Annotated in this window: 24 protein-coding genes; 6 read left to right on the top strand and 18 right to left on the bottom strand. The window is 59.3% G+C overall.

Annotation, left to right across the window (positions count from 1 at the left end; translation table 11 throughout):
• The first annotated feature begins 2 nt into the window (after positions 1-2).
• Together FHT86_RS21325 and FHT86_RS21320 are read left to right on the top strand one after the other, a co-directional pair.
• Complete coding sequence (locus FHT86_RS21325; RefSeq protein WP_133709475.1) at positions 3-908, top strand: UTP--glucose-1-phosphate uridylyltransferase; 906 nt, start codon at positions 3-5, stop codon at positions 906-908.
• A gap of 84 nt (positions 909-992) precedes the next feature.
• Positions 993-3,335 (top strand): polysaccharide biosynthesis tyrosine autokinase, encoded by a 2,343-nt coding sequence (locus FHT86_RS21320; RefSeq protein ID WP_133709474.1) that lies wholly within the window; start codon positions 993-995, stop codon positions 3,333-3,335.
• Positions 3,336-3,396: 61 nt separating this feature from the next.
• Here the strand turns inward: FHT86_RS21320 and FHT86_RS21315 are convergent, their stop codons facing one another.
• From FHT86_RS21315 to FHT86_RS21295, 5 genes are all read right to left on the bottom strand, one after another.
• A complete protein-coding gene (locus tag FHT86_RS21315; RefSeq protein WP_133709473.1) occupies positions 3,397-4,284 on the bottom strand; it encodes a DMT family transporter in 888 nt (295 codons plus the stop codon).
• 127 nt (positions 4,285-4,411) lie between these two features.
• Positions 4,412-4,972, bottom strand: coding sequence for an NADPH-dependent FMN reductase (locus FHT86_RS21310; protein WP_133709472.1), 561 nt, complete (start codon positions 4,970-4,972; stop codon positions 4,412-4,414).
• 82 nt (positions 4,973-5,054) lie between these two features.
• Positions 5,055-6,281, bottom strand: coding sequence for an NAD(P)/FAD-dependent oxidoreductase (locus FHT86_RS21305; protein WP_133709471.1), 1,227 nt, complete (start codon positions 6,279-6,281; stop codon positions 5,055-5,057).
• A gap of 10 nt (positions 6,282-6,291) precedes the next feature.
• The gene (locus FHT86_RS21300; protein WP_133709470.1) at positions 6,292-6,606 is read right to left on the bottom strand and encodes a MocE family 2Fe-2S type ferredoxin; all 315 of its coding nucleotides are present in this window, start codon (positions 6,604-6,606) and stop codon (positions 6,292-6,294) included.
• A gap of 32 nt (positions 6,607-6,638) precedes the next feature.
• The gene (locus tag FHT86_RS21295; RefSeq protein WP_133709469.1) at positions 6,639-7,724 is read right to left on the bottom strand and encodes a fatty acid desaturase family protein; all 1,086 of its coding nucleotides are present in this window, start codon (positions 7,722-7,724) and stop codon (positions 6,639-6,641) included.
• Positions 7,725-7,876: 152 nt separating this feature from the next.
• Between FHT86_RS21295 and FHT86_RS21290 the strand changes: the two genes are divergently transcribed.
• A complete protein-coding gene (locus FHT86_RS21290; protein WP_133709468.1) occupies positions 7,877-8,905 on the top strand; it encodes a LacI family DNA-binding transcriptional regulator in 1,029 nt (342 codons plus the stop codon).
• Between the two features lie 167 nt (positions 8,906-9,072).
• Entirely contained in the window at positions 9,073-9,885 is an 813-nt protein-coding gene (locus tag FHT86_RS21285; protein ID WP_133709467.1) for a TIM barrel protein, read from the top strand.
• A gap of 35 nt (positions 9,886-9,920) precedes the next feature.
• On the opposite strand, the gene nikR is transcribed toward FHT86_RS21285, so the two are convergent.
• From nikR to cbiE, 3 genes are all read right to left on the bottom strand, one after another.
• Positions 9,921-10,355, bottom strand: coding sequence for a nickel-responsive transcriptional regulator NikR (gene nikR / locus FHT86_RS21280; protein ID WP_133709466.1), 435 nt, complete (start codon positions 10,353-10,355; stop codon positions 9,921-9,923).
• A gap of 67 nt (positions 10,356-10,422) precedes the next feature.
• Positions 10,423-11,181, bottom strand: coding sequence for a precorrin-4 C(11)-methyltransferase (gene cobM, locus FHT86_RS21275; RefSeq protein WP_133709465.1), 759 nt, complete (start codon positions 11,179-11,181; stop codon positions 10,423-10,425).
• Between the two features lie 16 nt (positions 11,182-11,197).
• Positions 11,198-12,430, bottom strand: a complete 1,233-nt coding sequence (gene cbiE / locus FHT86_RS21270) for a precorrin-6y C5,15-methyltransferase (decarboxylating) subunit CbiE (RefSeq protein ID WP_133709464.1) — start codon at positions 12,428-12,430, stop codon at positions 11,198-11,200.
• On the opposite strand from cbiE, the gene FHT86_RS21265 reads away from it, so the two are divergent.
• Complete coding sequence (locus tag FHT86_RS21265; RefSeq protein ID WP_133709463.1) at positions 12,429-13,199, top strand: cobalt-precorrin-6A reductase; 771 nt, start codon at positions 12,429-12,431, stop codon at positions 13,197-13,199. The genes cbiE and FHT86_RS21265 overlap by 2 nt on opposite strands.
• Here the strand turns inward: FHT86_RS21265 and FHT86_RS21260 are convergent.
• From FHT86_RS21260 to FHT86_RS21220, 9 genes are all read right to left on the bottom strand, one after another.
• Complete coding sequence (locus tag FHT86_RS21260; RefSeq protein WP_133709462.1) at positions 13,163-13,927, bottom strand: precorrin-3B C(17)-methyltransferase; 765 nt, start codon at positions 13,925-13,927, stop codon at positions 13,163-13,165. The genes FHT86_RS21265 and FHT86_RS21260 overlap by 37 nt on opposite strands.
• Entirely contained in the window at positions 13,924-14,661 is a 738-nt protein-coding gene (locus tag FHT86_RS21255; protein ID WP_133709461.1) for a precorrin-2 C(20)-methyltransferase, read from the bottom strand. Before FHT86_RS21255 ends, FHT86_RS21260 begins: the two co-directional genes overlap by 4 nt.
• On the bottom strand, positions 14,658-15,290 hold the full coding sequence (locus FHT86_RS21250) for a precorrin-8X methylmutase (protein ID WP_133709460.1): 633 nt from the start codon (positions 15,288-15,290) through the stop codon (positions 14,658-14,660). Before FHT86_RS21250 ends, FHT86_RS21255 begins: the two co-directional genes overlap by 4 nt.
• Positions 15,291-15,292: 2 nt before the next feature.
• Positions 15,293-16,705: a precorrin-3B synthase gene (cobG, locus tag FHT86_RS21245; protein WP_133709459.1), complete on the bottom strand. Its 1,413-nt coding sequence runs from the start codon at positions 16,703-16,705 to the stop codon at positions 15,293-15,295.
• A gap of 77 nt (positions 16,706-16,782) precedes the next feature.
• Positions 16,783-17,559, bottom strand: coding sequence for a precorrin-6A synthase (deacetylating) (gene cobF, locus FHT86_RS21240; protein WP_133709458.1), 777 nt, complete (start codon positions 17,557-17,559; stop codon positions 16,783-16,785).
• A gap of 130 nt (positions 17,560-17,689) precedes the next feature.
• A complete protein-coding gene (locus FHT86_RS21235) occupies positions 17,690-18,673 on the bottom strand; it encodes an ABC transporter permease (protein WP_133709457.1) in 984 nt (327 codons plus the stop codon).
• A complete protein-coding gene (locus tag FHT86_RS21230) occupies positions 18,670-19,665 on the bottom strand; it encodes an ABC transporter permease (RefSeq protein WP_133709456.1) in 996 nt (331 codons plus the stop codon). The genes FHT86_RS21235 and FHT86_RS21230 overlap by 4 nt, the downstream gene beginning before the upstream one ends.
• Positions 19,662-21,200 carry a sugar ABC transporter ATP-binding protein gene (locus FHT86_RS21225; RefSeq protein WP_133709455.1) on the bottom strand — a complete coding sequence of 513 codons (1,539 nt, stop codon included), beginning with the start codon at positions 21,198-21,200 and terminating at the stop codon, positions 19,662-19,664. Before FHT86_RS21225 ends, FHT86_RS21230 begins: the two co-directional genes overlap by 4 nt.
• Before the next feature lie 81 nt (positions 21,201-21,281).
• Positions 21,282-22,421 carry a sugar ABC transporter substrate-binding protein gene (locus tag FHT86_RS21220; protein WP_133709454.1) on the bottom strand — a complete coding sequence of 380 codons (1,140 nt, stop codon included), beginning with the start codon at positions 22,419-22,421 and terminating at the stop codon, positions 21,282-21,284.
• A 217-nt stretch (positions 22,422-22,638) separates the two neighbouring features.
• Between FHT86_RS21220 and FHT86_RS21215 the strand changes: the two genes are divergently transcribed.
• Positions 22,639-23,643 (top strand): LacI family DNA-binding transcriptional regulator, encoded by a 1,005-nt coding sequence (locus FHT86_RS21215; RefSeq protein ID WP_133709453.1) that lies wholly within the window; start codon positions 22,639-22,641, stop codon positions 23,641-23,643.
• Positions 23,644-23,671: 28 nt separating this feature from the next.
• Here FHT86_RS21215 and FHT86_RS21210 read toward each other — a convergent pair whose 3' ends face one another.
• Entirely contained in the window at positions 23,672-24,445 is a 774-nt protein-coding gene (locus FHT86_RS21210) for a carbohydrate ABC transporter permease (RefSeq protein ID WP_133709853.1), read from the bottom strand.
• Positions 24,446-24,470 lie beyond the last annotated feature (25 nt).

The following is a 24,470-nucleotide window of genomic DNA, read 5'->3' as shown; positions in this document are numbered from 1 at the left end:
CCATGGACCCTAAGCATCCTGTAAGAAAAGCAATCATTCCGGTTGCTGGCAACGGAACCCGTTTCCTGCCCGCCACCAAGGCTATGCCTAAGGAAATGCTGACAATCGTCGATCGTCCGGTGGTGCAATACGCCGTCGATGAGGCCATCGAGGCCGGCATCGAGCACATCGTTTTCGTCACCAGCCGCAACAAGTCGGCAATCGAAGATCATTTCGACGACACACCGGAGCTGATCTCCTCCCTGCATAGGGCGGGCAAGACAAAGCAGGTCTCCGAACTGGAACGTCTTCTGCCACGTGCCGGTTCGATCAGCTTCACCCGCCAGCAGGCGCCGCTTGGCCTCGGTCATGCTGTCTGGTGTGCCCGAGACCTGATCGGTAATGAACCGTTTGCGCTGCTGCTGCCTGACATGGTCTGCCATGGCCTGCGCGGCTGCATGGCCGGGTTGATGGACCTCTATGACGAAGTCGGCGGCAACATTGTTGCAGTCGAGGAATGTGCGCCGGAAGAGACCTCGAAATACGGCATCATTGGCCGGGGAGCGCCGGTACGACATGGCTTCGGTGTGACCAAAATGGTTGAGAAGCCGCATCCGTCTGAGGCGCCTTCTAACTTTTACCTCAATGGGCGCTATATTCTTCAGCCTCAGATTTTCGATATCCTGGCGCGGCAGGAGCGCGGCGCCGGCAATGAGATCCAACTGACCGACGGTATGTTGCGCCTGTCTGAAACACAGGCATTCCATGCCCAGGCCTACAGCGGAAGGACTTTCGATTGCGGATCCAAGCAGGGCTTCATCGAGGCGAACGTCGCCTTCGCGCTTGCGCGCACCGATATCGGCGGCCTCGTCTATGACTCGATCCGAAACCTGGTTCTCTCGCACGAAGCGCAGATGACCGCGGCTTAAGCCGTCTCACGCTTTCGCCTGCGGTCTCGACGGCCGCAGGCCAGAGCCGTCATTCATTTGGGCTTCTCCGACAAGGTGGTCGCCATGCATCAAAAAAATTTCACCTTCCACAGCGCTCTTCCAAAGGCGGACGAGCAGGATGGTTTTATTGACCTCGACCGGCTGTGGGCGGTTGTAACCCGTCGCATCCGCACCATCCTCGCCGGCGTGGCGATATTCGCCGCACTGGCGGTCGCCTATCTCTTGACCGCGCCTTCGAGCTACACGTCTGCTACGCAGATATTGCTCGACGAAACCATGACCAAATATGCGGAGGATCAGCCGCCGCCGGCCAGCAGCCAGCAGGCCGACATGGAAATCGCCAGCGCTGTCGAAATCCTGAAATCCAACGAGATGGCGTTGCGCGTCGTCGATGCGGCCGGCCTTGTCAACAATGACGAGATCCTGAATCCGCCGCAGTCGCCAGTAGCGCTGATCAAATCCGGCGTGAAGCTGATCGCCAGTGCCTTCAAACCGGCGAAGCCCCCGCTAACTCCCGATCAGGCGCGCGAGGCGCAACGTCAGCAAATCGCCGCAGCATTGCAGGACGATCTGAAGGTGGAGCGCGTCACCCGCAGTTCGGTCGTCTCCATTTCGTTTGACTCAACCGATCCGCAATTGGCTGCCAAGGTCACCCGCGCCTATGCCGACTCCTATTTGACGGATCAGCTTAACGCCAATTTCGATGCGACCGAACGGGCTTCAGTCTGGCTGCAGGAACGGTTGAACGACCTACGCCAACGTTCGCAACAGGCTTCGCTTGATGTCGAAAAATACAAGGCGGACAACGGTTTGACCTCGACCGGCGGCGAGCTGATGTCGGAGCAGCAGATTTCCGATCTCAACAAACAATTGATCATCGCCCAGGCCGATACCGCCAGCGCCTCGGCGCGCTACTATCAATACAAGTCGATCATCGACCAGGGACCGGACAATGCGGTGAAAAACGCGACGATCTCGTCCAGCCAGACCGACAACACCGTGTTGCAGGATCTGAAGACCCGCTATCTCGCAGTGCAGAAGCGCGAGCAGGACGTGACGCAGAATTTTGGCGCCGATCATCCCCAAGCCGTGGCGCTGAAAGCGGAACGCGAGGATATCACGCGGCAGATTTATCAAGAGCTCCAGCAACTGACGGCGAGTTACAAGAATGAATTTGACGTGGCACAATCGCGTGCGGTGTCGCTCCGTCAAAGCATTGAAGGCGTAGTCGGCAAAAATTCCGAGGCGAATAGATCCCTCGTGCAATTGAACGAGCTTAATCAGAAAGCGACGGCGCTGAAGACGCTCTATGAATCCTATCTCAGCCGTTATGAGGAAGCATCGCAGCAGCGGTCCTTCCCGATCGCCAAGGCGCGCGTCATCTCCACCGCCGGCGTTCCGACTGCGCCTTCGAGCCCGAAAAAGACGCTTGTGCTGGCGCTTTCGCTCGTACTTGGCTTGATGGCCGGCGGTGCTTTTGCTGCGCTCCAGGAATTCCGCGATCGCTACTTCCGGGTCGAAGCCGACGTGCGGGCAGCGCTTGGGCTTAAATTCCTGGGCTATCTGCCGCTACTCGGTCAGCAGTCATTCAACAAGAAAAAGGGTCAGAAACGTAAAGCGGGGGCTGCGCCGGCAATGGCTGAGGATGCCGAGCACGGTGTGGCTTTCGAACGCATCATGCGTGTCTCGGTCGAGGCGCCGCGTTCGATATTCGCCGAAACCCTGCGCAACGCCAAGCTCGCCAGCGATGTCATGCTGCAAGGGCGGGCCGACCGGGTGATCGGCGTCGTCTCGGCGCTGCCCGGCGAAGGCAAGTCGACGACGGCGGCCAATTTTGCCGCCTTGCTTGCAAGCAGCGGCAAGCGCACGCTGCTGATCGATGCCGACTTGCGCAATCCCGGTTTGAGCCGGATGCTGAAGTCGCCGCCGCAGACCGGCCTTATCGAGGCGGCGCTCGGCGAGGTTCCCTGGGCGAGTGCCGTCAGGGTCGATCCGCGCACCAAACTTGCCATTCTGCCGGTGGTGCTACGCGATCATCTGCTCCATACCAGCGAGCTTTTGTCTTCGCAGGGCATGATGAACCTGATGGAGAGTGCGCGGAAAATGTTCGACTATGTCGTCGTCGATCTTGCGCCGCTGGCACCCGTCATCGACGCCAAGGCATTTGCACCGCAGGTGGACGCCTTTCTGCTCGTTGCCGAATGGGGCGCGACGCCGACCAATCTCGTCAGGGATATTCTGGAACAGGAGCCGCAGATCAATTCGCGCATTCTCGGCGTTATCCTCAATAAGACGGACATGTCGGAACTGTCGCGCTATAGCGACTTCGGTGGTACGGAGCGCTATCGGCAGAAATACACCAGCTACTACACCGAGGACCGGCCGAAGGCGGAGATCGAGGCCTAAAGCGCCGTGGGTTCATATGAACGCGCCAATGTCGTTCTGGTCTTTTGAATTCAGAGCATCCCTAAGCTTTTGACGCCTTGGCACCGGCACGTGCCAAGGCGTTTTCGCGCCAAATGGTGAAGATACCCGCGGCCACGACGATGATGGCACCGATGATCGTATTGAAATTGAGGGTCTCGCCGAAAATCGATACGCCGATGATCGCCGAAAAGACAAGCTGCAGATACGTGAGTGGCTGGATCACCACTGCGTCGAGAAGGTCATAGGCGCGAATAAGGAAATAGTGGCTGGACATGCCGGTGAAGCAGAGCACACCCATGAAAAGCCAGTCATGCGGTGCAAGCGGTGTCCAGAAAAACGGCCCGATGCAGCTCATCGCAGCTGCACCGACGATGCCGGTGTAGAGAAAGCTCGTCATCGCCGAGTCGTCACGGCTGACATAGCGGGTGATGACGACATAAAGCGAAAACAGCAGGGCACCCGAAAGCGGCACTAAAAAACGGATGTCGAAAAAGCCGCTTTCGGGCTTCAGGATCAGCAACACGCCAACGAAGCCGACGCAGATCGCCAGCCAGCGGCGCCAACCAACTTTTTCGCCAAGGATCGGCACGGAGAGCAATGCCACCATCAACGGTCCTGACGAGAAGATCGCCTGCGAACGGGCAAGGCCGACAATCACGAAGGACGAGATTGCGACGACGATCTGGGTGGCGAGCAGAAGCCCGCGGGCGATCTGCAAGCCCGGTCGCTTGGTGCGGATGGCGACACGCAATCCACCTGGCGGCCTTGAAGCCATCGCTACGGCAAACAGCATGAAGGCCCAATAGCGGATCATCGCTACGAAGAGCGGGGGATAGGCGCTGACCAGATGTTTGGAGATGCCATCCTGCGCGGCGAAAATGCTGATCGCCAGCAGCGTGAAGACATAACCGGCAGTATTGGATTTCATTTTGCTCGAAGGAAGATCGTATGCGGCCCCGGAAACGTCGGCCGACCCGACGCCTCCGATCACAATAGGCCATTCGATCTTTCAATCATAGGCTTTGGAACGTGTCTCTCTGCACGAAATGTGTCGGTCAGCTCTTTTGCGTGCCTTTAACAAACGCGGCGAAACCCTCGATGAAGACGGCGAGATTATGTTTCACTTTCTCATCGACGATTTGACCTTCCGCGTCAAAAACACTGCCAGCGCGGGAAACCATCAGACGACCTCCGAACCAGGGATTGGCGCCGAGAGTTCGCAACACCGGCAGCCAGGCATTCTGGCTGAGCATCGTCCCGAAATTGCCGGGCGAAGCGCCAAGAACGGCGATGGGCTTTGCCCGGAAGATGCGGGGAATATCGCTGGAAGGCCGACTCATCCAATCGATGGCGTTCTTGAAGACGCCGGGAAGCGAATTGTTGTATTCCGGCGTGAACAGGATCAGGCCATCGCAAGCCGCGGCAAGCTCCTTGAGCTCGCTGACCTTCTCCGGAATACCCTCGGCCGCCTCGGTGTCAGCGTCATAAAGTGGAACGCCATGGATTGTTGCAGCAATGAGCTCGACGCCCGAGGGCGCAAGTTCGACGGCGGCGTGCAGCAGCGCCGTGTTGAAAGAGCCCTTGCGGAGACTGCCTGATATGCCGACGAGTTTCATTCGATTCCCCTTAGGTATTGCATGTGGAGAAATTTATGGTTCGGGGCCGTTCGTCAAGGGCTGACAGTCGCCTCAGGGCGGATCATGCAGCAAGAAGCGATTTAAGTTTGATATGGCTTGCCGTGAGCGCCATTGGATCTGGGCAAGCGCGGGCAGCAATCAGCATTTCTGCGAGGCGGATATCGCGGGCCACGGCATTGCCGCGACCGATGCCGCTGGCCGCAAGTAGCCGCCCGGTTTCATCGAGATGGAAAAGGATGAATGCCTCTTCGCCGAGATCGCGCCTGAGCATCGTCGCCGCACCATCGGCAAGGCCGGCGATCTGCAACGTCAGATCATGTTGATCGGACCAGAACCACGGCACGGCCGAAATACTGTTCCGCGTGCCAAGCAAATTGGCTGCGGCCAATGTTCCCTGCTCCTGCGCATTGCGCCAGCATTCCAGGCGAACTCGCCGGCCGCCATAAAGCGCCAGGGGGAAGGAGCAACAATCGCCGGCGGCGTAAACATCGGCTGCAGAGGTTTCCAGCCGGTCATTGACGGCGATGCCGTTGTCGATCGCAAGGCCCGCTTTTTCCGCAAGCGCGACATTCGGCTGCGCACCGATGCCGACCAGGACAACATCGGCAGAGATCGCCTCGCCGCTCGCCAAGCGGATAATCGCGCAGTCGGTCCTATCCTCCACACCTATGATGGTCTCGCCGCAGCGGACATCGACGCCCTCTTCGCGATGACGCAGCGTTATCACTTCGGCGACCGCTTCCGGCACACCGCGCTTCAGGACACGCGACAGGCCCTCGATAACCGTTGCGTCGGCACCGAGCTTGCGGGCGGTGGCGGCAAGCTCGAGACCGATAAAGCCGCCGCCAATGATGGCGATGTGCCGGCCGGGATGAAGCGCCGTCCGCAAAGCAAGAGCATCGGCATGCGTGCGGAGCATGCGAATGCGCTCGCCGGTTCCCGCGATACCAGGAAAGCTGCGGGCGGATGCACCGGTCGCCAACAGCAATTTGTCATAGCCGAGCTTTTGACCGTCTGCGAGTGTCACTACCTTGCCCAACGTATCGATGTCGGTCGCGTCGATACCGAGCCGAAGATCGATGCCCTGTTGCGCATAACGTTCCAATGCGGCCACGAACTTCGGCGGATGCGCGTGGATGAGACCCTCCTTCGAGAGCGGCGGGCGTTCATAGGGCGCAACCGGCTCGGCTCCGATCAGAGTGATGTCACCGTCAAAGCCCTTTTCCCTCAGCGCAAAAGCGGTGCGGGCGCCGCACTCTCCTGCCCCGACAATGATGAAATGCGGCATGGCTCGCTCCTCATACCGCGATGAAGACGGTGCCGTCTTCGACCTTGATTGGATAAGTCCTGAGGTTGACGCAGACGGGCGCACCTTTGGCCTCGCCGGTCCTGTAGTCGAAGCGGCCATTATGCTTTGGACATTCGATGATATTGTCCATGACCAGCCCGTCTGCGAGATGAACCTGCTCATGCGTGCAGAGACCGTCGGTTGCGAAATAGTCGTCTTCAGGACTGCGATAGATTGCGAAGGTCCGTCCGCCATGGTCGAAGCGCATGACATCCTCTTCGTCGATCGCATCCGCCGCACAGACCTCGATCCAGTTGCCGCTCATTCTTGCCTCCCTGATTGCAGTTTTTCGGTGCGCTATTGCGCCGCCTCAGCCAGCGTATTGTGGAATTCCTCCCGATAGGGTCTGGCCGTCGGCGGGAGTTCGCGCTTCAGGAAATATTCTTCATTGCGCAACTGCCGCAGGAAGGCGGGGATCATTTCGCGGTAACCCGAACAGATGGATGGATTGGGTGCCGGCAGGTCATGTCCGATCATTGCATGCAGCTTCGGCAGCGCATGATAGGGCACCATCGGGAACATGTGGTGCTCGACATGATAGTTCATGTTCCAGTAGATGAAGCGGCTCACCGGGTTCATCAGCACCGTGCGACTGTTCAGCCGGTGGTCGATAACATTGTCAGCCAGCCCGCCATGCTGCAACAGGCCGGTAAGCACGTGATGCCAGGCGCCGTACAGCCGCGGCAGGCCGATCAGCACCAGCGGCAGAAACGAACCCATGTAGAGAGCAGCGGCGAGCGCTACGATATAGATGGCGCTCCAGATACGGGCGATGCGGATAGCCTTCGGTTGCTCCTGCTCGGGAATGAAGCTCTTTTCGGCCGCGCTGACAACGCCGAACGCATTGCGGACCATGTCCAGCATGGCGTTGGCGACATCGATAATACCAAAGAAATTCAGGACCAATCGCAGAAGATCCGGTGGCCGCATGACGGCGATTTCCGGATCGCGGCCAACGATGACGGTATCGGTGTGATGGCGCGTATGGCTCCAGCGCCAGGTCACCGGATTGCGCATGATCATGAAGCAGGCAATCTGATAGACCGCGTCGTTCATCCAGCGGGTCTTGAATGCAGTGCCGTGCCCACATTCATGCCAGCGGCTGTCGGAGGCCGAGCCATAGAGCACGCCGTAAGCCAAGAAGAAGGGAATACAAAGCCAGGAGCCCCAGAAATAGATACCGAGCCCGGCGAAAATCGCCATGCTGCCCAACCAGATGATGGTGTCGCGGATAGCGGCTTCATCGGAGCGCTGCATCAGTGCCTTCATCTCCTTGCGCGGAATATCCGTATGGTACCATTCCGCCGCCGCGAGCCCCGTCTCCACCGCCGCTTTGCCGCTCGGGCCGAGCAGGCTGTAATCGCGCTTCACTATCTCGGTCATCTCTGCCTCCCGCGATGCGCAACAGTGCGCGCCGCACTCCATGTCGAAGAGGATAGGTCGAGTTTTCGCTTGCCTCAATGCGGTGATGATGGAATCTATCATATTCCATCAATCTTCCATCTCATTCATGATGGAATACCTCAGGAACTTCCATGCGCCGTCCAACCATTTCCGATCTCGCAAAAGAATCCGGCGTCAGCGTCGCCACGATCGACCGCGTGCTGAACGGACGGCATCGTGTCCGGGAAGAGACTGCCCGGCGTGTATACGAGGCGGCGCAATCGATCGGCTACCATGCTGTCGGTTTGCTACGGCAGCGCGTTTTCGAGGATCTGCCGCAATACCGATTGGGCTTTGTGCTACAGAAGCCGTCCCAGCCGTTCTATCAGTCGTTCGCCAAGGAGATTGGCGCGGCAGCGCAAGCGGTCTCTACGGCACGCATCCACGCGCAAGTCGATTTCGTCGCTGCATCGACACCGACGGCGATTGTCGAGAAGCTGAAAGCCATGGCGGCGCGGAGCCAGGCAGTCGCCCTGGTTGCACCGGACTATCCGGCGGTGACGGCCGCGGTGGAGGAATTGAAGGAGAAAGGCATTCCCGTCTTTTCCCTGCTCTCCGATTTCGCGACAGGCGTGCGCGAAACCTATGTTGGCGTCGACAACCGCAAAGTCGGACGCACAGCTGCCTGGACGATCGCCAGATCCGCTCACCATAAAGGCAAGGTCGCCTGCTTCGTCGGAAGCCACCGATTTCACGGCCATGAACTGCGCGAGATCGGCTTTCGCTCCTATTTTCGCGAGAACGCGCCTGATTTCGAGGTGCTGGATACGCTGATCAATTTGGACACTGCGGAAATCACCCATGAGACAACACTCAACCTGCTGCAGAAACATCCTGATCTCATCGGTTTTTATGTCTGTGGCGGCGGCATGGAGGGCGCGATTTCCGCCATTCGCGAGGAAGGGCTTGCCGGCAAGCTGATCGTTGTGGTCAACGAACTAACGTCGGAATCGAAAGCGGCGCTCGCCGACGATGTCGTCACCATGGTCATCGGCACGCCTCTCCCCTCGCTCTGCAAGGAGTTGTTTGGTTTGATGATCGGCGCCGTCGAGCGCGGTGAAGCGGCGATGCCGGGGCAATCCTTCCTGCCCTTCGACATTTTTGTGTCGGAAAACATTTAGAGGGGAATGATGGAATCCCATCATCGCGCGGCATATTTCTATCATGAATGATGGAAGAAGCCGGCGCTCGCCTGTGGATCGGCTGGATGATTCTCGGTAGTCATTCGAAGGTACGCACGGCGATCGGCTTTCTGTTGGGCCGGCGCCCAGGAGGAGGAATGCCTGCCATGAATTCTATTCGTTTCGCGCTCAATCATATGTGCGCGCCGTCCCTGAGCCTGGAATCGTTCTTTTCCGCGGCAGGAAGACTCGGCATCGACAGCGTCGAAATCCGCAATGATTTGGCCGGCAATGCGATCCTGGACGGCACGCCGGCAGCAACGGTCAAGGAACTCGCAGCGCGTTATGGGCTGACGATCATTTCAATAAATGCGTTGCAGCGTTTCAACGAGTGGAATGAGGTTCGTGCCAAAGAGGCGGCCGAACTCATCGGCTTTGCGCGGGATTGCGGTGCGAAGGCCCTGGTGCTTGTCCCCGTCAATGATGGCAGCGGCAGGGAGCCAGAGGCGCGCAAGCAGCACCTTGTGACTGCCTTGACGGCACTGAAGCCGATGCTGGATGCCGCCGGGATTATCGGCCTCGTCGAGCCGCTCGGCTTCGAGATCTGCTCGCTGCGTTCGAAGACGGAGGCTGCCGCTGTCATCGAGGAGCTCGGCGCACAATCGACCTTCCGTCTTGTCCACGACACCTTCCATCACCACCTCGCCGGCGAGACGGCGATCTTCCCCGAACTCACCGGCTTGGTGCATATCTCCGGCGTCAGCGATCCCGCTGTGTCGGTTTTTGATATGCGCGACCCGCACCGCGTCTTGGTCGATGCCAACGACCGTTTGGATAATGCTGGACAGATGCGGGCGCTGTTATCAGCCGGCTATGCTGGCCCCTTCTCTTTCGAGCCCTTTGCGCCGGATGTGCATGCGCTGAAGGAGCCGGTGGAGGCATTGAAGGAAAGCATGGCGTATTTGACTGCGCAGGTTTGATGGCTGCGATGCGAGAAACTATCTCGACTCATTGATCAATCGTGCGAGTGCGGCCGATTTTGTGGATCGTGCTCCGACGGAATGATATGCAAATTCCCGAAGCGCACGCCGCGTTGCGTCACCACGCTGTCAGCGAAGGATTTGACCTCTTCAACCGTGCCCTTCAGCACTGAAACCTCCAGGCAGTCGTGTCCGTCGACATGGACATGCAGCGTGGAGACCGAGAGATCGTGGTGATGATGTTGCGTCGTCGTCAGGCGGCGGGAGAGATCGCGGGTTTCGTGCTCGTAGACGTAGGTCAGAGTTGCGTAGCATTCTGTTTCACTGTTGACGGCCGCCTGTTCGCGAGTGACGGCGTCACGCACGAGGTCGCGCAGCGTTTCCGAGCGGCTGGCATAGCCGCGCTGTTCGCTGATCTTATCGATCGTTTCCAGAAGATCGTCGTCGATCGTAATGGTGATGCGCTGCATCTCTTTCCCCTTTGCAGAATGGATCGACTAGAGGAAATTTCGGCGAAAATTGCAACGGCGTCGCCGTTTATTCCCTGCCTCGAAAGCGGCGCTGATAGGCGGGATCGTAGAGCGAGCTTTCGCGGAAATCGCTGACGGCCAGCGATGGGCCGACGAAGATCAGCGCGGTACGCTCGATTGGCTCGGCCGCGACCATAGCCTCGATCGTGCCCAGCGTGCCGCGAAGAATGCGCTCATCCGGCCAGGACGCTTTGACAACGATCGCGACCGGGCAATCTGTGCCGTAAAGCGGTGTCAATTCCTCGACCACCTGCCCAAGCGCGTGGATCGCGAGATGGATGGCGAGCGTTGCGCCCGTGGCGCCGAATTTTTCCAGGGTTTCATTGTTCGGCATTGGCGAGGCGCGGCCGGAAACGCGGGTCAGGACAAGACTTTGCGCAACGGCGGGTATGGTCAGCTCGCGCCCAAGGGCAGACGCCGCCGCCGCAAAGGCGGGAACGCCGGGCGTCAGTGTATAGGCGATACCGTGCTTCTCCAGACGGCGGATCTGCTCGGCAACGGCACTCCAGACGGAGAGGTCACCGGAATGCAGGCGGGCGACATCCTCGCCCGATGCTGCAGCCTTCAGATATTCGGCCTCGATCTCGTCCAGCGACATCGGCGCGGTATCAACGATGCGGGCACCGGGCGGGCAATATTGCAGGAGTTCCGGCGAGACGATTGACCCAGCATAGAGGCAGACCGGGCATTTACCGATCAGGTCTCTGCCGCGTACGGTGATCAAGTCCGCAGCCCCCGGCCCTGCTCCTATGAAATGCACCGTCATTCAGCTACCTCGTTCTTCATTCTGATGGTTTGACCCAGGACCATTGCGTTACCGGCATTGCCGGCCGCCAGCCGGTCATACTGCCAATGGGTGCTGCGCGGGCGATATCGATGCGGATCAACGAGCCGCCACGACGGGCATGTTCGGCAAGCAGGAGCGCCTCCATCTCGGTCGTTACCGCATTGGCAACCAGCCGCCCTCCTCCCTTCAACCCAGCAATGGCCGCGTCCATAACACCCGCATCGCTGCCGCCACCCCCAACGAAGACCGCATCGGGTGTCGGAAGACCGGCGAGTGCATGTGGCGCCAGTCCTTCGATGACGGTAAGCCCTGGAACGCCGAAATTCGCGGCGTTACGACGGATGCGGGCAGCGCGCTCGCTGGAGGATTCGACGGCGATGGCGCGAATCGAAGGATGGGCCAGCATCCATTCGATGCCGATGGAGCCGGAGCCGGCGCCTATATCCCACAGCAATTCACCATGGCGTGGCGACAACGCTGACAAGGTCATCGCCCGGATTTCCCGTTTGGTGATCTGGCCGTCATGCTCGAACAGGCTGTCATCGAGCCCGACGCTGAGCGGCAGGATGCGAGCGCCATCGCCTGCCACGACTTCGATGCCGCAAACATTCAAACCATTGATGCCGGAGAGCGTGAAATCGGCGGCCCGCTGCGTCGAGACCCGTTCATGGAGCCCACCCAGGGCTTCGAGAACTGTCAGCGTCGATTGCCCAAATCCACTCTCCTGCAATAAACGCGCAAGACCGGCGGGACCTTGACCATCAGAGGCCAAGGCAAGGATTTTGCGACCTGGGTGGAGATGCGGACGGACGAGGTCGAGCGGTCGGCCATGCAGGGAAAGAACGGTCACGTCCTGCAAAGGCCAGCCGAGGCGCGACGCGGCAAGGCTGAAGGAAGAGGGTGCCGGAATGACCGTCATCTCGGATGCCGGAACACTCCGCGAGAGCGTGGCGCCTACCCCGTAATAGAAGGGGTCACCGGAGGCTAGGACGACGGTCGACATGCCGCGTCGCGCTAGCACGGCTTCGATGGATTTCTCGAAAGGGCTTAGCCAGCTATGCGTCTCGCCCTTGATCAGAGTATGCATCAGTTCGATATGCCGAGTGCCGCCGAAGACGACAGGCGCTGCAGCAATCAACCGCTTGGCCTCGTCGCCAAGCCCGGCTGGACCGTCTTCGCCGATGCCGATAAGAATAAGCCAGCGTTGAGCGGGAGGCATCTCAGACATGGGTAAGACCCGCATTCTGATTTTGGGCGGTACGACGGAAGCCCGTCATTTGGCGGGGGCGTTGGCGTCGCGCGCCGATCTTGACGTCGTGCTGTCGCTGGCCGGCAGAACCGTTGATCCGGCCCCGCAGCCCGTTCCCGTGCGTAGCGGTGGTTTCGGTGGTGCGGAGGGTCTTGCCCGCTATTTGAAGGACGAGGCGATCGATCTGCTGATCGACGCGACCCATCCCTTCGCCGCCCGGATTTCCGCCAACGCTGCGCAAGCTGCTGACCTCAGTGGTATCCAGGCTTTTGCACTTCGCCGCCCAGCCTGGCTGCCGGTCGAGGGCGATCGCTGGCGCTCGGTGCAAAGTGTTTCGAAGGCAATTACGGCCCTCGGCCCCTCGCCTCTCAACGTCTTTCTGGCGATCGGCCGACAGGAAGCGCATCAGGCCAATGCCGCGCCCATCCATCAGTATTGGGTGCGCAGCGTCGACCCGGTCGAGCTGCCGCTGACGGTGCCCAGCGTTACCTATATCCATGCCAAGGGTCCATTCCGGCTGGAAGACGAATTGGTCATGTTGCGGCAATATCGTATCGATGTGATCGTGACGAAGAACAGCGGAGGCAGTGCGACCTACGCGAAAATCGAGGCGGCGCGGCAGCTCGGCATCGAGGTGATCATGATCGAGCGCGCGCCCGCCGCCGATATGCTGGCGGTCGAGACTGTCGAGGCGGCGCTGCATCGTATCGATCATCTCGCTCCTTCCTTGACGAAGCGTGGCGTATAGACCAGATCGGGTTTTGTTTCCCGGGCAATCACACGTGTCTCGGCCGAACCGATGATGACGCAGGTCGCCATATCCGCGCTCGACGCTTCCGCATCTGCCAGCCTCGCAATTGTCATGCGCTCGTCCGGCCGGCCCGCAGCGCGGCCGAAAACGACAGGAATGTCCGCCGGCAGAACTTCGCGCAAGATGTCGAAGGCTTTGCCGAGCTGCCAGGGGCGCGCCTTGCTGATGGGATTGTAGAGGGCGATCACAAGCCCCGCTTCCGCAACCAAGCGCAGTCTATTTTCTATTAGACCCCATGGCTTTAGGTTATCCGACAGGGAAATGGCGCAGAAATCGTGTCCTAACGGCGCGCCGATACGTGCGGCGACAGCAAGCATGGCGGTAATGCCCGGCACAATGACGAGATCGACCTCTCGCCATTCGTTCGGCCCGTTGTCGATCGCCTCGCACACTGCCGCCGCCATGGCAAAAACACCGGGATCGCCACCGGAGACGACGCAGACGTTTGCCCCGGCAGCCGCACGCTCCAACGCTGACTTGGCCCGATCCAACTCCTCGCGGTTGTCGGAGGCGTGCCGGGTCTGATCCGGCCGCAGGGATAGGCGATCGAGATAGGGGCCGTAACCGAAAAATTCAGCCGCGTCGGCCACAGCCGCCAGGGCTTCCGGCGTCATCTGTGCCGGATTGCCGGGACCAGTGCCGATGACATAGAGGCGGCCGCTCATGGCTTGTCTTTCCAACCGGGAACGAGGATCAGCGAGAAATAGGGCGCTTCGGTGTCTCCCCTCTCCGTGAGTGGCGTCATCGCACCGTTCGTCATCGTGCCGCGCTCAACATAAATTGCCTCCTCAAGGCGCCCTGCGGCTTCAAGGGCACGGCGGATTTTCGGCAAGTTGCGGCCGACCTTCATGATCACGGCTGCTTGCGTGTCGGCAAGGCGGCGGGCAAGTTCAGCTTCCGCCATGGTGCCCGGCAGTACGGAAAGAACATCATCCCCCTGCACCATCGGCAGTCCAGCCAACGACCAGCAGCCCGACATCGCAGTCACCCCGGGAATAACTTCTGTCGGATAACGGTCGGCAAGACGCACATGCAGATGCATATAGGAGCCGTAGAACAGCGGGTCGCCTTCACTGAGCACCGCTACCGTCTTGCCAGCCTTCAGATAGGCGGCGACCATTTCGGCAGAGGCATTATAGAAATCGGTAATCTGGCTCTTGTACTCCGCCTTATCCTTGTCGATCTCCGTCGTCACGGGATAGTAAAGCGGCAGCAGCGTCACGTCTGTCCTAAGCAGATCCCCGACGACGGCGCGGCCGTTGCCGTTTCTCCCCTGCTTGGCGAAATAGGCGACGACTTCGGCTTTCTCCAAGACTCTGACGGCTTTGACGGTCAATAATTCGGGATCACCAGGCCCGGTGCCGACCCCGATCAGCCGGCCGGTGGAATGCGCGCTCATAGGCCAGGCCTCGCCAGTGCATTGATCGCGGCGGCGGTGATGGCACTGCCGCCAAGACGGCCCCGAACGATGGCGTAGGGAACGCCGTAAGAATTTTCCGCCAGCGCGTCCTTGGATTCTGCAGCACCCACGAATCCGACGGGCATGCCGATGATGACAGCCGGCTTCGGCGCGCCATCACGCAGCATTTCGAGGAGGTGGAACAGCGCCGTCGGCGCATTGCCGATGGCAACAACAGCGCCGGCCAGACGATCGCCCCAAAGATGCATTGCGGCTGCCGAGCGGGTGTTGCCGGTCGCCTTCGCCAGTTCCGATGTGCGGGGATCATGTAGCGTACAGATCACCTCATTGGCCGCCGGCAGGCGCGCCCGCGTAACACCGTGCGCGACCATCTCGGCGTCGCAGAAGATCGGCGCGCCGTTGGCGAGCGCCGTGCGGGCAGCGGCGACGAAATCAGAAGAGAAAACGAAATGCTCGGATGCTTCGACCAGGCCGCAGGCATGGATCATGCGCACAGCGACATCGGCCTCCGCATCCGAAAAGCGCGACAGATCGGCCTCGCTGCGAATGATCGCGAAGGAGCGTTCGTAGATCGCATTCCCCTCGCGGATGTAATCATAGTCAGGCATTCCTACCCCTGTCGTAGCGCTGTAACGATCGCGTCAGTGCCGAGCCGTGTAAGACACTCCTCCGCCGATTCGCCAGCAACTTTGTTAGTCCGCACCACCCGGCTTATCTGCCCCAGCGCGAATTTTAGCTCTTCTTTTCCGATGTAAGCCACAGGCTCGCTCGATGCGGACCCATTTACGACAATGCCATAGCCCATTGGCGCACCGACAATAGTGAGAGCGGCCTCACCCGGCCGGGCACAACCCTTGCGGCAACCGGACAGGTGGATTGTGAGCGAGCCGTCGAGCAGTTCGGGGACTACGTCGAGAAGATCCGCTGCTGCGGATTTCGTTGCGTAGAAGGCAGAGGCGCAAGCCCCTGCCCCGGAGCAGACATCTATGTGGTTTAACGGATCATCCGCATGCGTTCGAAAACCTGAGCCGGCCGCGGCCAATTGAACGTCTCCGGCCGCTTGGACATCAAGGCCCAACACTAGGAGGGCGTGCTCCGGCGCAGTGCGGATTTCGTTTGCTCCGGCAGCTTCAGCAATGGCGAGAAAGCCGAGGATGTCTCTCGCGTGGATTTGCCCGAAGGATGGACGCAGGCCGAGAGCGAGACGGTTGCCGCCGAGATGGTGAATGCCGATCGGCGAAACATGCGGGGCGGCTGTGCCGAGTGCACTGGCTTCCGACGACTGATATTCCGTTCGCAGACCATCCACATCGAGATCGCGGCCGCGTGCGCGTGACCCGAGACGCGCCAGCGTTTTCAGCAGCCCGACGACAGCGCGTATGGATTGTTCGGTGGTGAGGGATGCGAGAGCCTTCGCCTTCTGTGCCGTGCCGTCTATTGCGAGAGCCCATATGATTGAACCGTCGGAGCCTCTTGCCGCCTTCAGCCGAATATCCGCGGAGATCGAATCGAGGTTCAGTCGCCCGCCGGCATCGATGATGATGGTCAGCTTCGGTGCCAGTATCGGCTGAGGATCAAGCGCGGTGATCCGCTGGCGAAGCAGCGTGGCCAACTCCCGGGCATCGGCGATCTCCTGCGGATCCAATCCGCTGAGTGGCGGAACCTCTATCGTGACGCCGGTCTCCGGGAGGATGCCGGCGCGATCGATGTCCGCTGCGAGGCCGGTCATGCTTTCCGCGCTCATGCCGCGCAGTTGAAGATTGCCGCGCGCCGTAATCTCGATAAATCCGTTGCCGTGTCTGGCAGCCGCCTGGGCAAGTGCTCGGAATTGTCCGATCGTCAGGCCCGCTGTCGTCGGGCGCAGCCGAACGAGCAGTCCGTCACCGGTGATCATTGGAGCACTGAGCGATGGGCAGGCTCCGCGGGCCATCGATGGTCCGTGCGGAACGCAGGCAAAAGCATCGACGTCCTCCGACGAGGAGATATCGCCCTCTTCCATAACTTGCCTGTCGGCCATTGCCATAAGCCCATCCTTCCCGAAGGAGATGTCCTTACATAATCCTACCCGGCGGGCAAACAATTTGGCGACGGCGCAATGCGTCACACCTGATCGTCGAAATCCTCGCCTTTGCGCAGCAGATAGATATCCATGATCCAACCATGCCTCGCCCGCGCTTCCGCCCGGGTCGCCACGATACGATCAGACACATCGGCAAGTCGGCCGGCGATAGTGATCTCATCCTTTGTGCCGAGATAGGCGCCCCAATAGATATAGGCATCGGGATCGTCGATCTTGCTGAAGGCCTGCTCGCCATCGAGCATGACGACGGCGGTTTCGACGATACCCGGAAAACTCTCGGTCAGCCGGCGACCAGTGGTGATCTGCACCGGCTTTCCGACGAGGTTGAGCGGAATGCGGTGGCTTGCCGTCAGCGCCTGGATGCTGGTTATTCCAGGAATGACGCTGTAGTCGAGGGCAACGAGGTCCCGTGCCCGCACCCGCTCGATGATGCGGATGGTACTGTCGTAGAGACTGGGGTCGCCCCAGACGAGAAAGGCGGCACTTCCGCCTTCCGCCATATGATCCTGGAACAGCCTTTCGTAGGTCGACGAAATCTGTGCGTGCCAGTCATCGACGCTTTGGACATAGCTGCGGTCCGCCGTCTGGCGCACCGGTACGGCGTAGTCGATGAAACGGACAGCGTCATTCGTAACATAGCGTTGGCAGACGTCTTTCCGGACATCGGCAAGCTCGGCCTTGGCCGCACCCTTGCTGGGAATGAAGACGACGTCCACCTCGTTCAGCGCGTTGATCGCCTGCACGGTCATGTGCTCGGGATTGCCCGTTCCGATGCCGACAATGTAGATGTGCCTCATTTCCGCGTCCTCTTTCCACCGGCTGTTTGCCGGAAGCGGAAGGGCATTTCAAGTGTGGATGGTCATGAAGTTGGCTGCGCATTTTTACGTCGCCGGAGCGCTCGGCGCAGATTGTACAATCAACGTATCTCTAACTAAGCTTTTGTCGCCCATAGAGCAGCAGCATGCAGATAATGACGACACCATAGATGAGCTGCCGTCCGGCTTCTTCGATCTGCATGACGGATAAGATGGATTGGAGAAGGGTGATCAGGATGACGCCGGCAACAGTTCCAAGATACGACCCTTTGCCGCCAAGCACATGAGTGCCGCCGAGAACGACCGCCGCAATCGACGGCAAGAGATATGCGTCTCCCATCGATTGTGATGCCTTGGAGGCGTAGCCGGCTAACAATACGCCGCCAAGGGCGCTGAGCGAACCGGAAATGACGAACGCCAACAGAGTGATGCGGCGCGTGTCGATCCCCGACATGTAGGCGGCTCTTTCCCGGTTGCCGATTGCATACAGCGAACGGCCGAATGTTGTCCTTGTAAGCAGGAAAACGGCCAGAATGCCGACAACCAGCCAGACGAGCACACCATTTGGAATCGCGGGGATCAGATAGCCGATTGCCAGAAAGCGCATGGCAGCCGATGCCGAATCCTGAGGCGCGAAGCCCCCGGTATAGACGACCATCAATCCCTGTACGACCGCGTTCGTCGCAAGCGTGATGATCATCGACGGAATGCGCAGGTAGGCAACCGCAAGGCCGTTGACCGCACCAATTACCGCGCCGCACAAGATCCCGAACGGGATGGCTAGAAACGATCCGAAGCCGCCATAGGCGGTTGCGGCGCAGGCCATCATCGCTCCTGCGGCGACGACCCAGGGGACGGACAGATCGATCTGACCGATGAGAATGACCATCATCATGCCAGTTGCGATGACGCCGAGAAACGAGGCGACCTTCAACTGTTGCAACAGATAGTCCGGCGACAGGAAGTTCGACGAATAGAGGGATCCTCCGAGAAGAAGTAGCAGGATGCAGCCGAAGGCGATTGCCACCGCCGGATCGACGCGGCGCAGGCGCGCGGGTAAGCCGGATCGCCGCATGAGGGATGCATCCTCACTCATTGAAACCACTCCAGACGATTGCGAACCCGCGCCAGGCCCATGCAGCCGATGCTGATCGCCAGCAGGAGGACGATACCCTGGAACAGGGGTTGCCAGAGAGGATCGAGATCGAAGACGAACAAGAGATCGCCGATCGTCCGAAAAGCCAGCGCGCCGAAGACGGCCCCGACTGCACCACCTTTTCCACCTGCCAGCGAAACGCCGCCAAGCACCACGGCCGCAATCGAATACAGCGTATAGGCATTGCCGCTCGCGAATGCAGCTTCACCGGTATAGGAAAAGAATGTCAGATAGAGCCCACCGATCCCCGACATCAATCCCGCCAGTGCATAGGCTGCAAACTTCGCACGCTTGATCGGCATGCCGGACATGTAGGCGGCGTTTTCGGCAGATCCCGCCGCATAGGCAGCACGGCCCAAAACCGACCGGCTGAACGGGATCCAGAAGATCAGGAGAGTGGCCGCAAGAACCACCAGACTTGCGGGGATGACACCGAAAAGCTTGGAGGTAAAGGCATCCGCCAGCGTCTCGTTCACCGCACCGCCGGGCGTCGGACGCAACACCAGGGCAAACCCGAAAAAGATTGCGCTTGTCGCGATCGTGGTCACGATCGGCTGCAGTCGTCCGAAGATGATGATCAACCCGTTCAGCATGCCGCAGGCAAGCCCCGTCAAAAGGACGGCGACGACACCCAAAGCGGTCTCAAATGGCGTTCCGACGACAAGCCATGAGGCGAGACAATTGCAAACGACGAGGATCATACCAACAGACAGATCGATACCCGCAGTGATGACCACAAAACATTGCGCCATCGCCACGAAAGCGAGCAATACCGCCTTGTTCGATGCGGTCTGCACGACATTCGGGCTAAACCCGGCCGGATGGTTCGAGACGTAGATTGCGAACATGACGACAAAGAGCGCCGCAGCCAGCAGGGTCCCCTTGTGTTGCGCATACCAGAAGCGCCACTCGCCGTGCGGTATCTCTTTCATTGGCCGACCTTCTGTTCTGTCAGGTGTGCACCGATGTTAAGCGCGCTGCCAATCAATTCGCGTTCGTTGATATCGGAGCCTTCCAACACGCGGACGATCTTGCCGTCGTACATCACAAGCACCCGATCGCAGCAGCCGATCAGTTCGTCATAGTCCGTCGAATAGAAGATGAGTGCGACGCCGGCTTCCGAGAGCTTGCGAAGCAAGAGGTACATTTCCTGCTTGGTGCCGACATCGATGCCTCGTGTCGGATCATTCAGCAGAACGATCTTTGGTCGGTTCATCAGCCATTTGGCAATAACCACCTTTTGCTGATTGCCGCCGGAGAGTGATCCAACCGGCATGTCGATCGTCGCAGCCTTGATCGCCAACAGCTTGAGAAGCTCTTCGATCCGGTCGGCCTCGGCAGTGCGGTCGATCACGCCTCTGTTGGACACACTGCCAAGCGCGGCAATAGAGAGATTTTCGCGCACGGTCATAGGGAGCATGAGCCCCTCGGTCTTGCGATCTTCCGGGATAAGCGCGATCGACATCTCGGCGGATTTTGCCTGCTTAGGACTCTTCATCGTCACGCTTCGGCCTGCAATCTGCACATCGCCCCTAACGTCGCGCAGCACGCCGAACAGCGACAGTAGCAGTTCGCGCTGCCCCTGCCCGTCCAGACCACCGAGACCGACGATCTCGCCCGGCCTGACGTCGAAGCTTATGGCGGAAAGCCGGTCGCCCCAGGAAAGGTTCCGACATGAGATGATCGGGGCGAGCCCCTCCTCCGGGGTATGTTTCGGCGGAAATACGCTGGTATATTCTCGTCCGATCATCAGCTCGATCACCTGATGATCGCTTTTCGTCCCTGCCGGGTAGGATTCGATACTGCGACCGTTGCGAAAGACGGTGCATTCATCCGCCAATTCGGCAATCTCGTGCATCCGATGCGAAATATAGATAAGCGCCATGCCCTCGGAGCGCAGCCGCTTCAGCACGCTGAACACCTTTTCGACATCGGGTTGCGTCAACGCCGAGGTTGCTTCGTCGAGGATCATGATCCTCGGTTTGCGGGCAAGCGCCTTGGCAATCTCGACCATTTGGCGACGCGAGAGCGGCAGGTCCTTGACCAAAGAGGAAGGATGGATATCGGAAGCGCCGGCGCGTGCCAGGGCTTCCTTGGCAATCAATCTTTGCCTGCGGCGGTCGATCATCCCGAACCGCAGCGGCGGATTGCTGATGACGATATTGTCTGCCACGGACAGATCCGGGATCAGCGACAGTTCCTGGAAGACGCAGACGATCCCAGCGCTATTGGCCGCGGCAGGCGTGGCGAACGACACCTCTTTGCCGTCGAGCAACATCCGACCTTCGTCCGCGGCGACGACACCCGCCATGATCTTGATAAGGGTCGATTTGCCCGCACCGTTCTCGCCGAGAACGGCGTGGATGGCTCCCGGCCGAATGGCAATGTTGGCCTCTTTCAGCGCGACGACACCGCCATAGCGCTTGGATATGCCTTCCATCCGGAAAAACGGTTCGGATAAACTCACGCGCCCAACCTCCCATCGGGTGCAGCAAGAACGAGACTGCGGACACGACGGTCCGCAGTCAAGCGCCGGAAGCAAAGGTAATTATTGATTTTCCTTTGTCTGCCCCATGATCTCCTGAGCCGTGAAATTGATACCGCAGGTCGGGAAGGAGTTGCCGACAAAGAAGTTGTCGGACTGCTTGGGATAATAATCCTCGCCTTCCTTGAAATCCGGATCTTGGACGAGAGCCGTCGGCAGCTTCACTGCCTGGGGTACGACCTGACCTTCCAGGGCGGCAATCGCAGTCTTGATGGCAACCGCAACCTGAGCTGGACCGGTTCCAGCAGATGCGCATTTCAGGCCGTCGGCCGCATGTGCGGCGCAGAGCTTGCGAAAGCCGTTTTCCGTCTCGCCGCCGAAGGGCACGAAGGGATGTTTCGCATCCATCATCGCCTGCACGACACCGGTATCGCCACCCTGCGCCGTGATACCGTCGAAGGGACCGTTGGTCGCAATCGCGTCCGCCGTCGCCTTTTGCGCTACGCTGTCGTCCCATTTGCCGACGACTTCCATCACATTGAATTTCTTGCCGGACGCATCCAGCGTCTCCTTAATGCCATTGTGCCGATCCGTATCGACAGAGGTGCCGGCAACCCCACGTACCTCGAGAACTTTGCCACCATTGGGCATGTGCTTCACAAGCCAATCGGCCCAGATGACACCAAGACCCTTTTGATCGACATTGACGTTGATGGCGTCTTTCGTATCGAGCGTGTTGTCAAAGGCGACCAGGATGACGCCGGCTTCCTTGGCGCGTTTGATCACCGGGCCGAAGGCGGTTGGGTTTTGCGCGTTCACGACGATCGCGTCATAGCCTGCGTCGATGAAGTTATTGATTGCCGATATCTGAGCGGGAACATCTTCGCCCGTCGATACGACCTTGAACTCCTTCAGCTTGGCTGCAACATCGGGTTGCGAAGCGTAAGCCTTGGCCGTCTGCACCATCTGGATGCGCCAGGTATTGGCGATATAGCCGTTGGCAAGCGCTATCCGATAGGGGCCCTCTTTCTTCGGATACTGCAGAAACTGCGTATCGGCTGACCAGAGCGTCATGCATTGCGGATCGCCCGCGGGTCCGGATACAACTTTTGGTTCCGCATAGGCCGCACCACTGAGCAGCGCAACAAGCGGTACGGAAAACATGGCGATCCGAGCGGATCTTACTTTGATAGCTTTCGGCATAGAAGTCCTCCTCCTCAGGCAGATTAACCCGCCCCTTCTATTTTTGATCGGCATGATTTAATCCCGGAAAGGCTCCCATCCCTTCCGAAATACTCGAAGCGTAACATAGTTGACAGCGCTGTCAAATTTTAATTGCTAGCGCTGTCAACTATGGAGTATCTATGGATATTCTTTCCGTTCAAGAAACTGTGTGCGACAACACCTGAAACGATACATTATGCGCAGAATAACTTTGGATGATGTGGCAAACCTGGCTGGCGTCAGCCCCATCACCGTATCCCGCGTTCTGAGGAAACCCGGGGCGGTGTCGGAGGGGTTGCGCCTGCGCGTCCATGCGGCAGTAAACGAACTCGGCTACGTGCCGAATGTTGCGGCAAGCAGGCTTGCCTCCTCGCGTACGCATACGATCGGCGTGATTGTACCGACCCTCTATAACGTCATCTTCGCCGAATACCTCTTTGCCCTACACGAGGTTCTGATCGGCGCCGGTTTCCAGGTATTGGTCGTCAATAGCCGCTATTCCGAGATCGAGGAAGAAAACGCGATCAAGGCGCTATTGGGACAAAAGGTCGAAGCGATCATCATCGCCGGTATTCACCATACGGCGCTTTCCAGGCAACTTCTCACTCACGCAAACCTGCCCATCGTCGAAACCTTCGAACTTTCCGACGACCCGATAAATCTCAACATCGGAATGTCTCAGGAACATGCCGGTTACGAGGCTACCCGCCATCTCATCCACCGCGGCTTTCGGCGGATCGCGTTTCTCACGGGCAATCTCGATCATCGCGCCCAATCGCGTTTCGACGGATATCACAAAGCCATGCAAGAGGCCGACATGCCAAGCTCGGAAATCATCGCCCAGAAGCCGCGACACAGTTCGGTTGCACTGGGGTCGGAACTCTTCGCCACGGCGCATGAATGCGGCAATGTTCCCGAAGCCATATTCTGCACCGACGACAATCTGGCTCTCGGCGCAATGCAGGAATGCCGCAAGCGCGGCATCCGGGTGCCGGACGACATATCAATCATCGGTTTTCACGATCTCGAGTTCGCAGCCTGCGTCTCTCCATCGCTCTCCTCAATCGCAACGCGACGCTACGAAACCGGCAAGCTTGCGGCGGAGAAGGTTCTCTCGGCATTGGAAGCCGGGGCGAAACCCGATGCGGAGCAGATAGACCTTGGATTCGCGCTGTTGTCACGCGAGAGCACCGGCGCCTGAAGGATACATGCCAACTCAATGTTCGTCTCTATCCCTTGACGGCCCCCGCGGCCATCGAGCCGGAAATCTGGCGATACATTAAGAGACCGAGAAAAACCGGGGGCAGCGCGCCGAGCATCATCACCGCAGAGGCTGTGCCCCATTGAACGCCGCCGCCGCTTGCCGCGAAGAAGAACGACGCGCCGACCGTCATCGGCACCGCCTTGTTTGTCGTCAGCATCAGGCCGAACAGGAACTCGTTCCAGGCGGTAATAAAGCCGAAGATGAACGTCGTCACCAGCGCCGGGCGCACGACGGGGCGGATGATGCTGATCATGATCCGCCACGAACTCGCACCGTCCACTCTTGCCGCTTCATCCAGCTCCAGCGGCACGTCGGAAATTGCGTTGACGAGAATGACAAGCGCCAGCGGCGTGTTGACGATGGTGAGGATCAAGCCGAGGCCGAGCTGGGTATCGAGCAGACCAAGCCATTGATACATCATGTAGAGTGGGATCGCGAAGATGATCAGCGGCACGGCGCGCAAATTGACGACGATCGGCAATAGGGTGCGTTTTCCCGCTTCGCTTCGCGCGATCGCATAGGCGGCCGGAAAAGCCAGAAGGATCGCGAGTCCTGTTCCGATGAACGACGCGACGGTGCTGTTCCAGAGATAGGAATAGATGTTGAAACGATCCGTCTGCGTTAGAACGCGCAGGTAGTTCTCAAGTGTCGGCTGATTGATCCATAAGCCGGGATTGATGGAGAGTTCGCGCGCGCTCTTGAATGAGGTGACGAGCGTCACGATGATCGGAAAGTTCATCGCAAGGGCGGCAACGGTGAAGACA

This window comes from Rhizobium sp. BK313 (assembly GCF_014193655.1).
In the GTDB taxonomy this organism is placed as follows: domain Bacteria; phylum Pseudomonadota; class Alphaproteobacteria; order Rhizobiales; family Rhizobiaceae; genus Rhizobium.
The sequence above is the reverse complement of the archived record's forward strand: the minus strand, read 5'-3'. Positions and strand labels throughout refer to the sequence as shown.

Excerpts from the sequence above, each read along its gene's own strand:
- FHT86_RS21325 (WP_133709475.1), top strand. The coding sequence starts at position 3 with ATGGACCCTAAGCATCCTGTAAGAAAAGCAATCATTCCGGTTGCTGGC.
- FHT86_RS21320 (WP_133709474.1), top strand. The coding sequence starts at position 993 with ATGCATCAAAAAAATTTCACCTTCCACAGCGCTCTTCCAAAGGCGGAC.
- FHT86_RS21315 (WP_133709473.1), bottom strand. The coding sequence starts at position 4,284 with ATGAAATCCAATACTGCCGGTTATGTCTTCACGCTGCTGGCGATCAGC.
- FHT86_RS21310 (WP_133709472.1), bottom strand. The coding sequence starts at position 4,972 with ATGAAACTCGTCGGCATATCAGGCAGTCTCCGCAAGGGCTCTTTCAAC.
- FHT86_RS21305 (WP_133709471.1), bottom strand. The coding sequence starts at position 6,281 with ATGCCGCATTTCATCATTGTCGGGGCAGGAGAGTGCGGCGCCCGCACC.
- FHT86_RS21300 (WP_133709470.1), bottom strand. The coding sequence starts at position 6,606 with ATGAGCGGCAACTGGATCGAGGTCTGTGCGGCGGATGCGATCGACGAA.
- FHT86_RS21295 (WP_133709469.1), bottom strand. The coding sequence starts at position 7,724 with ATGACCGAGATAGTGAAGCGCGATTACAGCCTGCTCGGCCCGAGCGGC.
- FHT86_RS21290 (WP_133709468.1), top strand. The coding sequence starts at position 7,877 with ATGCGCCGTCCAACCATTTCCGATCTCGCAAAAGAATCCGGCGTCAGC.
- FHT86_RS21285 (WP_133709467.1), top strand. The coding sequence starts at position 9,073 with ATGAATTCTATTCGTTTCGCGCTCAATCATATGTGCGCGCCGTCCCTG.
- nikR (WP_133709466.1), bottom strand. The coding sequence starts at position 10,355 with ATGCAGCGCATCACCATTACGATCGACGACGATCTTCTGGAAACGATC.
- cobM (WP_133709465.1), bottom strand. The coding sequence starts at position 11,181 with ATGACGGTGCATTTCATAGGAGCAGGGCCGGGGGCTGCGGACTTGATC.
- FHT86_RS21265 (WP_133709463.1), top strand. The coding sequence starts at position 12,429 with ATGGGTAAGACCCGCATTCTGATTTTGGGCGGTACGACGGAAGCCCGT.
- cbiE (WP_133709464.1), bottom strand. The coding sequence starts at position 12,430 with ATGTCTGAGATGCCTCCCGCTCAACGCTGGCTTATTCTTATCGGCATC.
- FHT86_RS21260 (WP_133709462.1), bottom strand. The coding sequence starts at position 13,927 with ATGAGCGGCCGCCTCTATGTCATCGGCACTGGTCCCGGCAATCCGGCA.
- FHT86_RS21255 (WP_133709461.1), bottom strand. The coding sequence starts at position 14,661 with ATGAGCGCGCATTCCACCGGCCGGCTGATCGGGGTCGGCACCGGGCCT.
- FHT86_RS21250 (WP_133709460.1), bottom strand. The coding sequence starts at position 15,290 with ATGCCTGACTATGATTACATCCGCGAGGGGAATGCGATCTACGAACGC.
- cobG (WP_133709459.1), bottom strand. The coding sequence starts at position 16,705 with ATGGCAATGGCCGACAGGCAAGTTATGGAAGAGGGCGATATCTCCTCG.
- cobF (WP_133709458.1), bottom strand. The coding sequence starts at position 17,559 with ATGAGGCACATCTACATTGTCGGCATCGGAACGGGCAATCCCGAGCAC.
- FHT86_RS21235 (WP_133709457.1), bottom strand. The coding sequence starts at position 18,673 with ATGAGTGAGGATGCATCCCTCATGCGGCGATCCGGCTTACCCGCGCGC.
- FHT86_RS21230 (WP_133709456.1), bottom strand. The coding sequence starts at position 19,665 with ATGAAAGAGATACCGCACGGCGAGTGGCGCTTCTGGTATGCGCAACAC.
- FHT86_RS21220 (WP_133709454.1), bottom strand. The coding sequence starts at position 22,421 with ATGCCGAAAGCTATCAAAGTAAGATCCGCTCGGATCGCCATGTTTTCC.
- FHT86_RS21215 (WP_133709453.1), top strand. The coding sequence starts at position 22,639 with ATGCGCAGAATAACTTTGGATGATGTGGCAAACCTGGCTGGCGTCAGC.
- FHT86_RS21210 (WP_133709853.1), bottom strand. The coding sequence starts at position 24,445 with ATGAACTTTCCGATCATCGTGACGCTCGTCACCTCATTCAAGAGCGCG.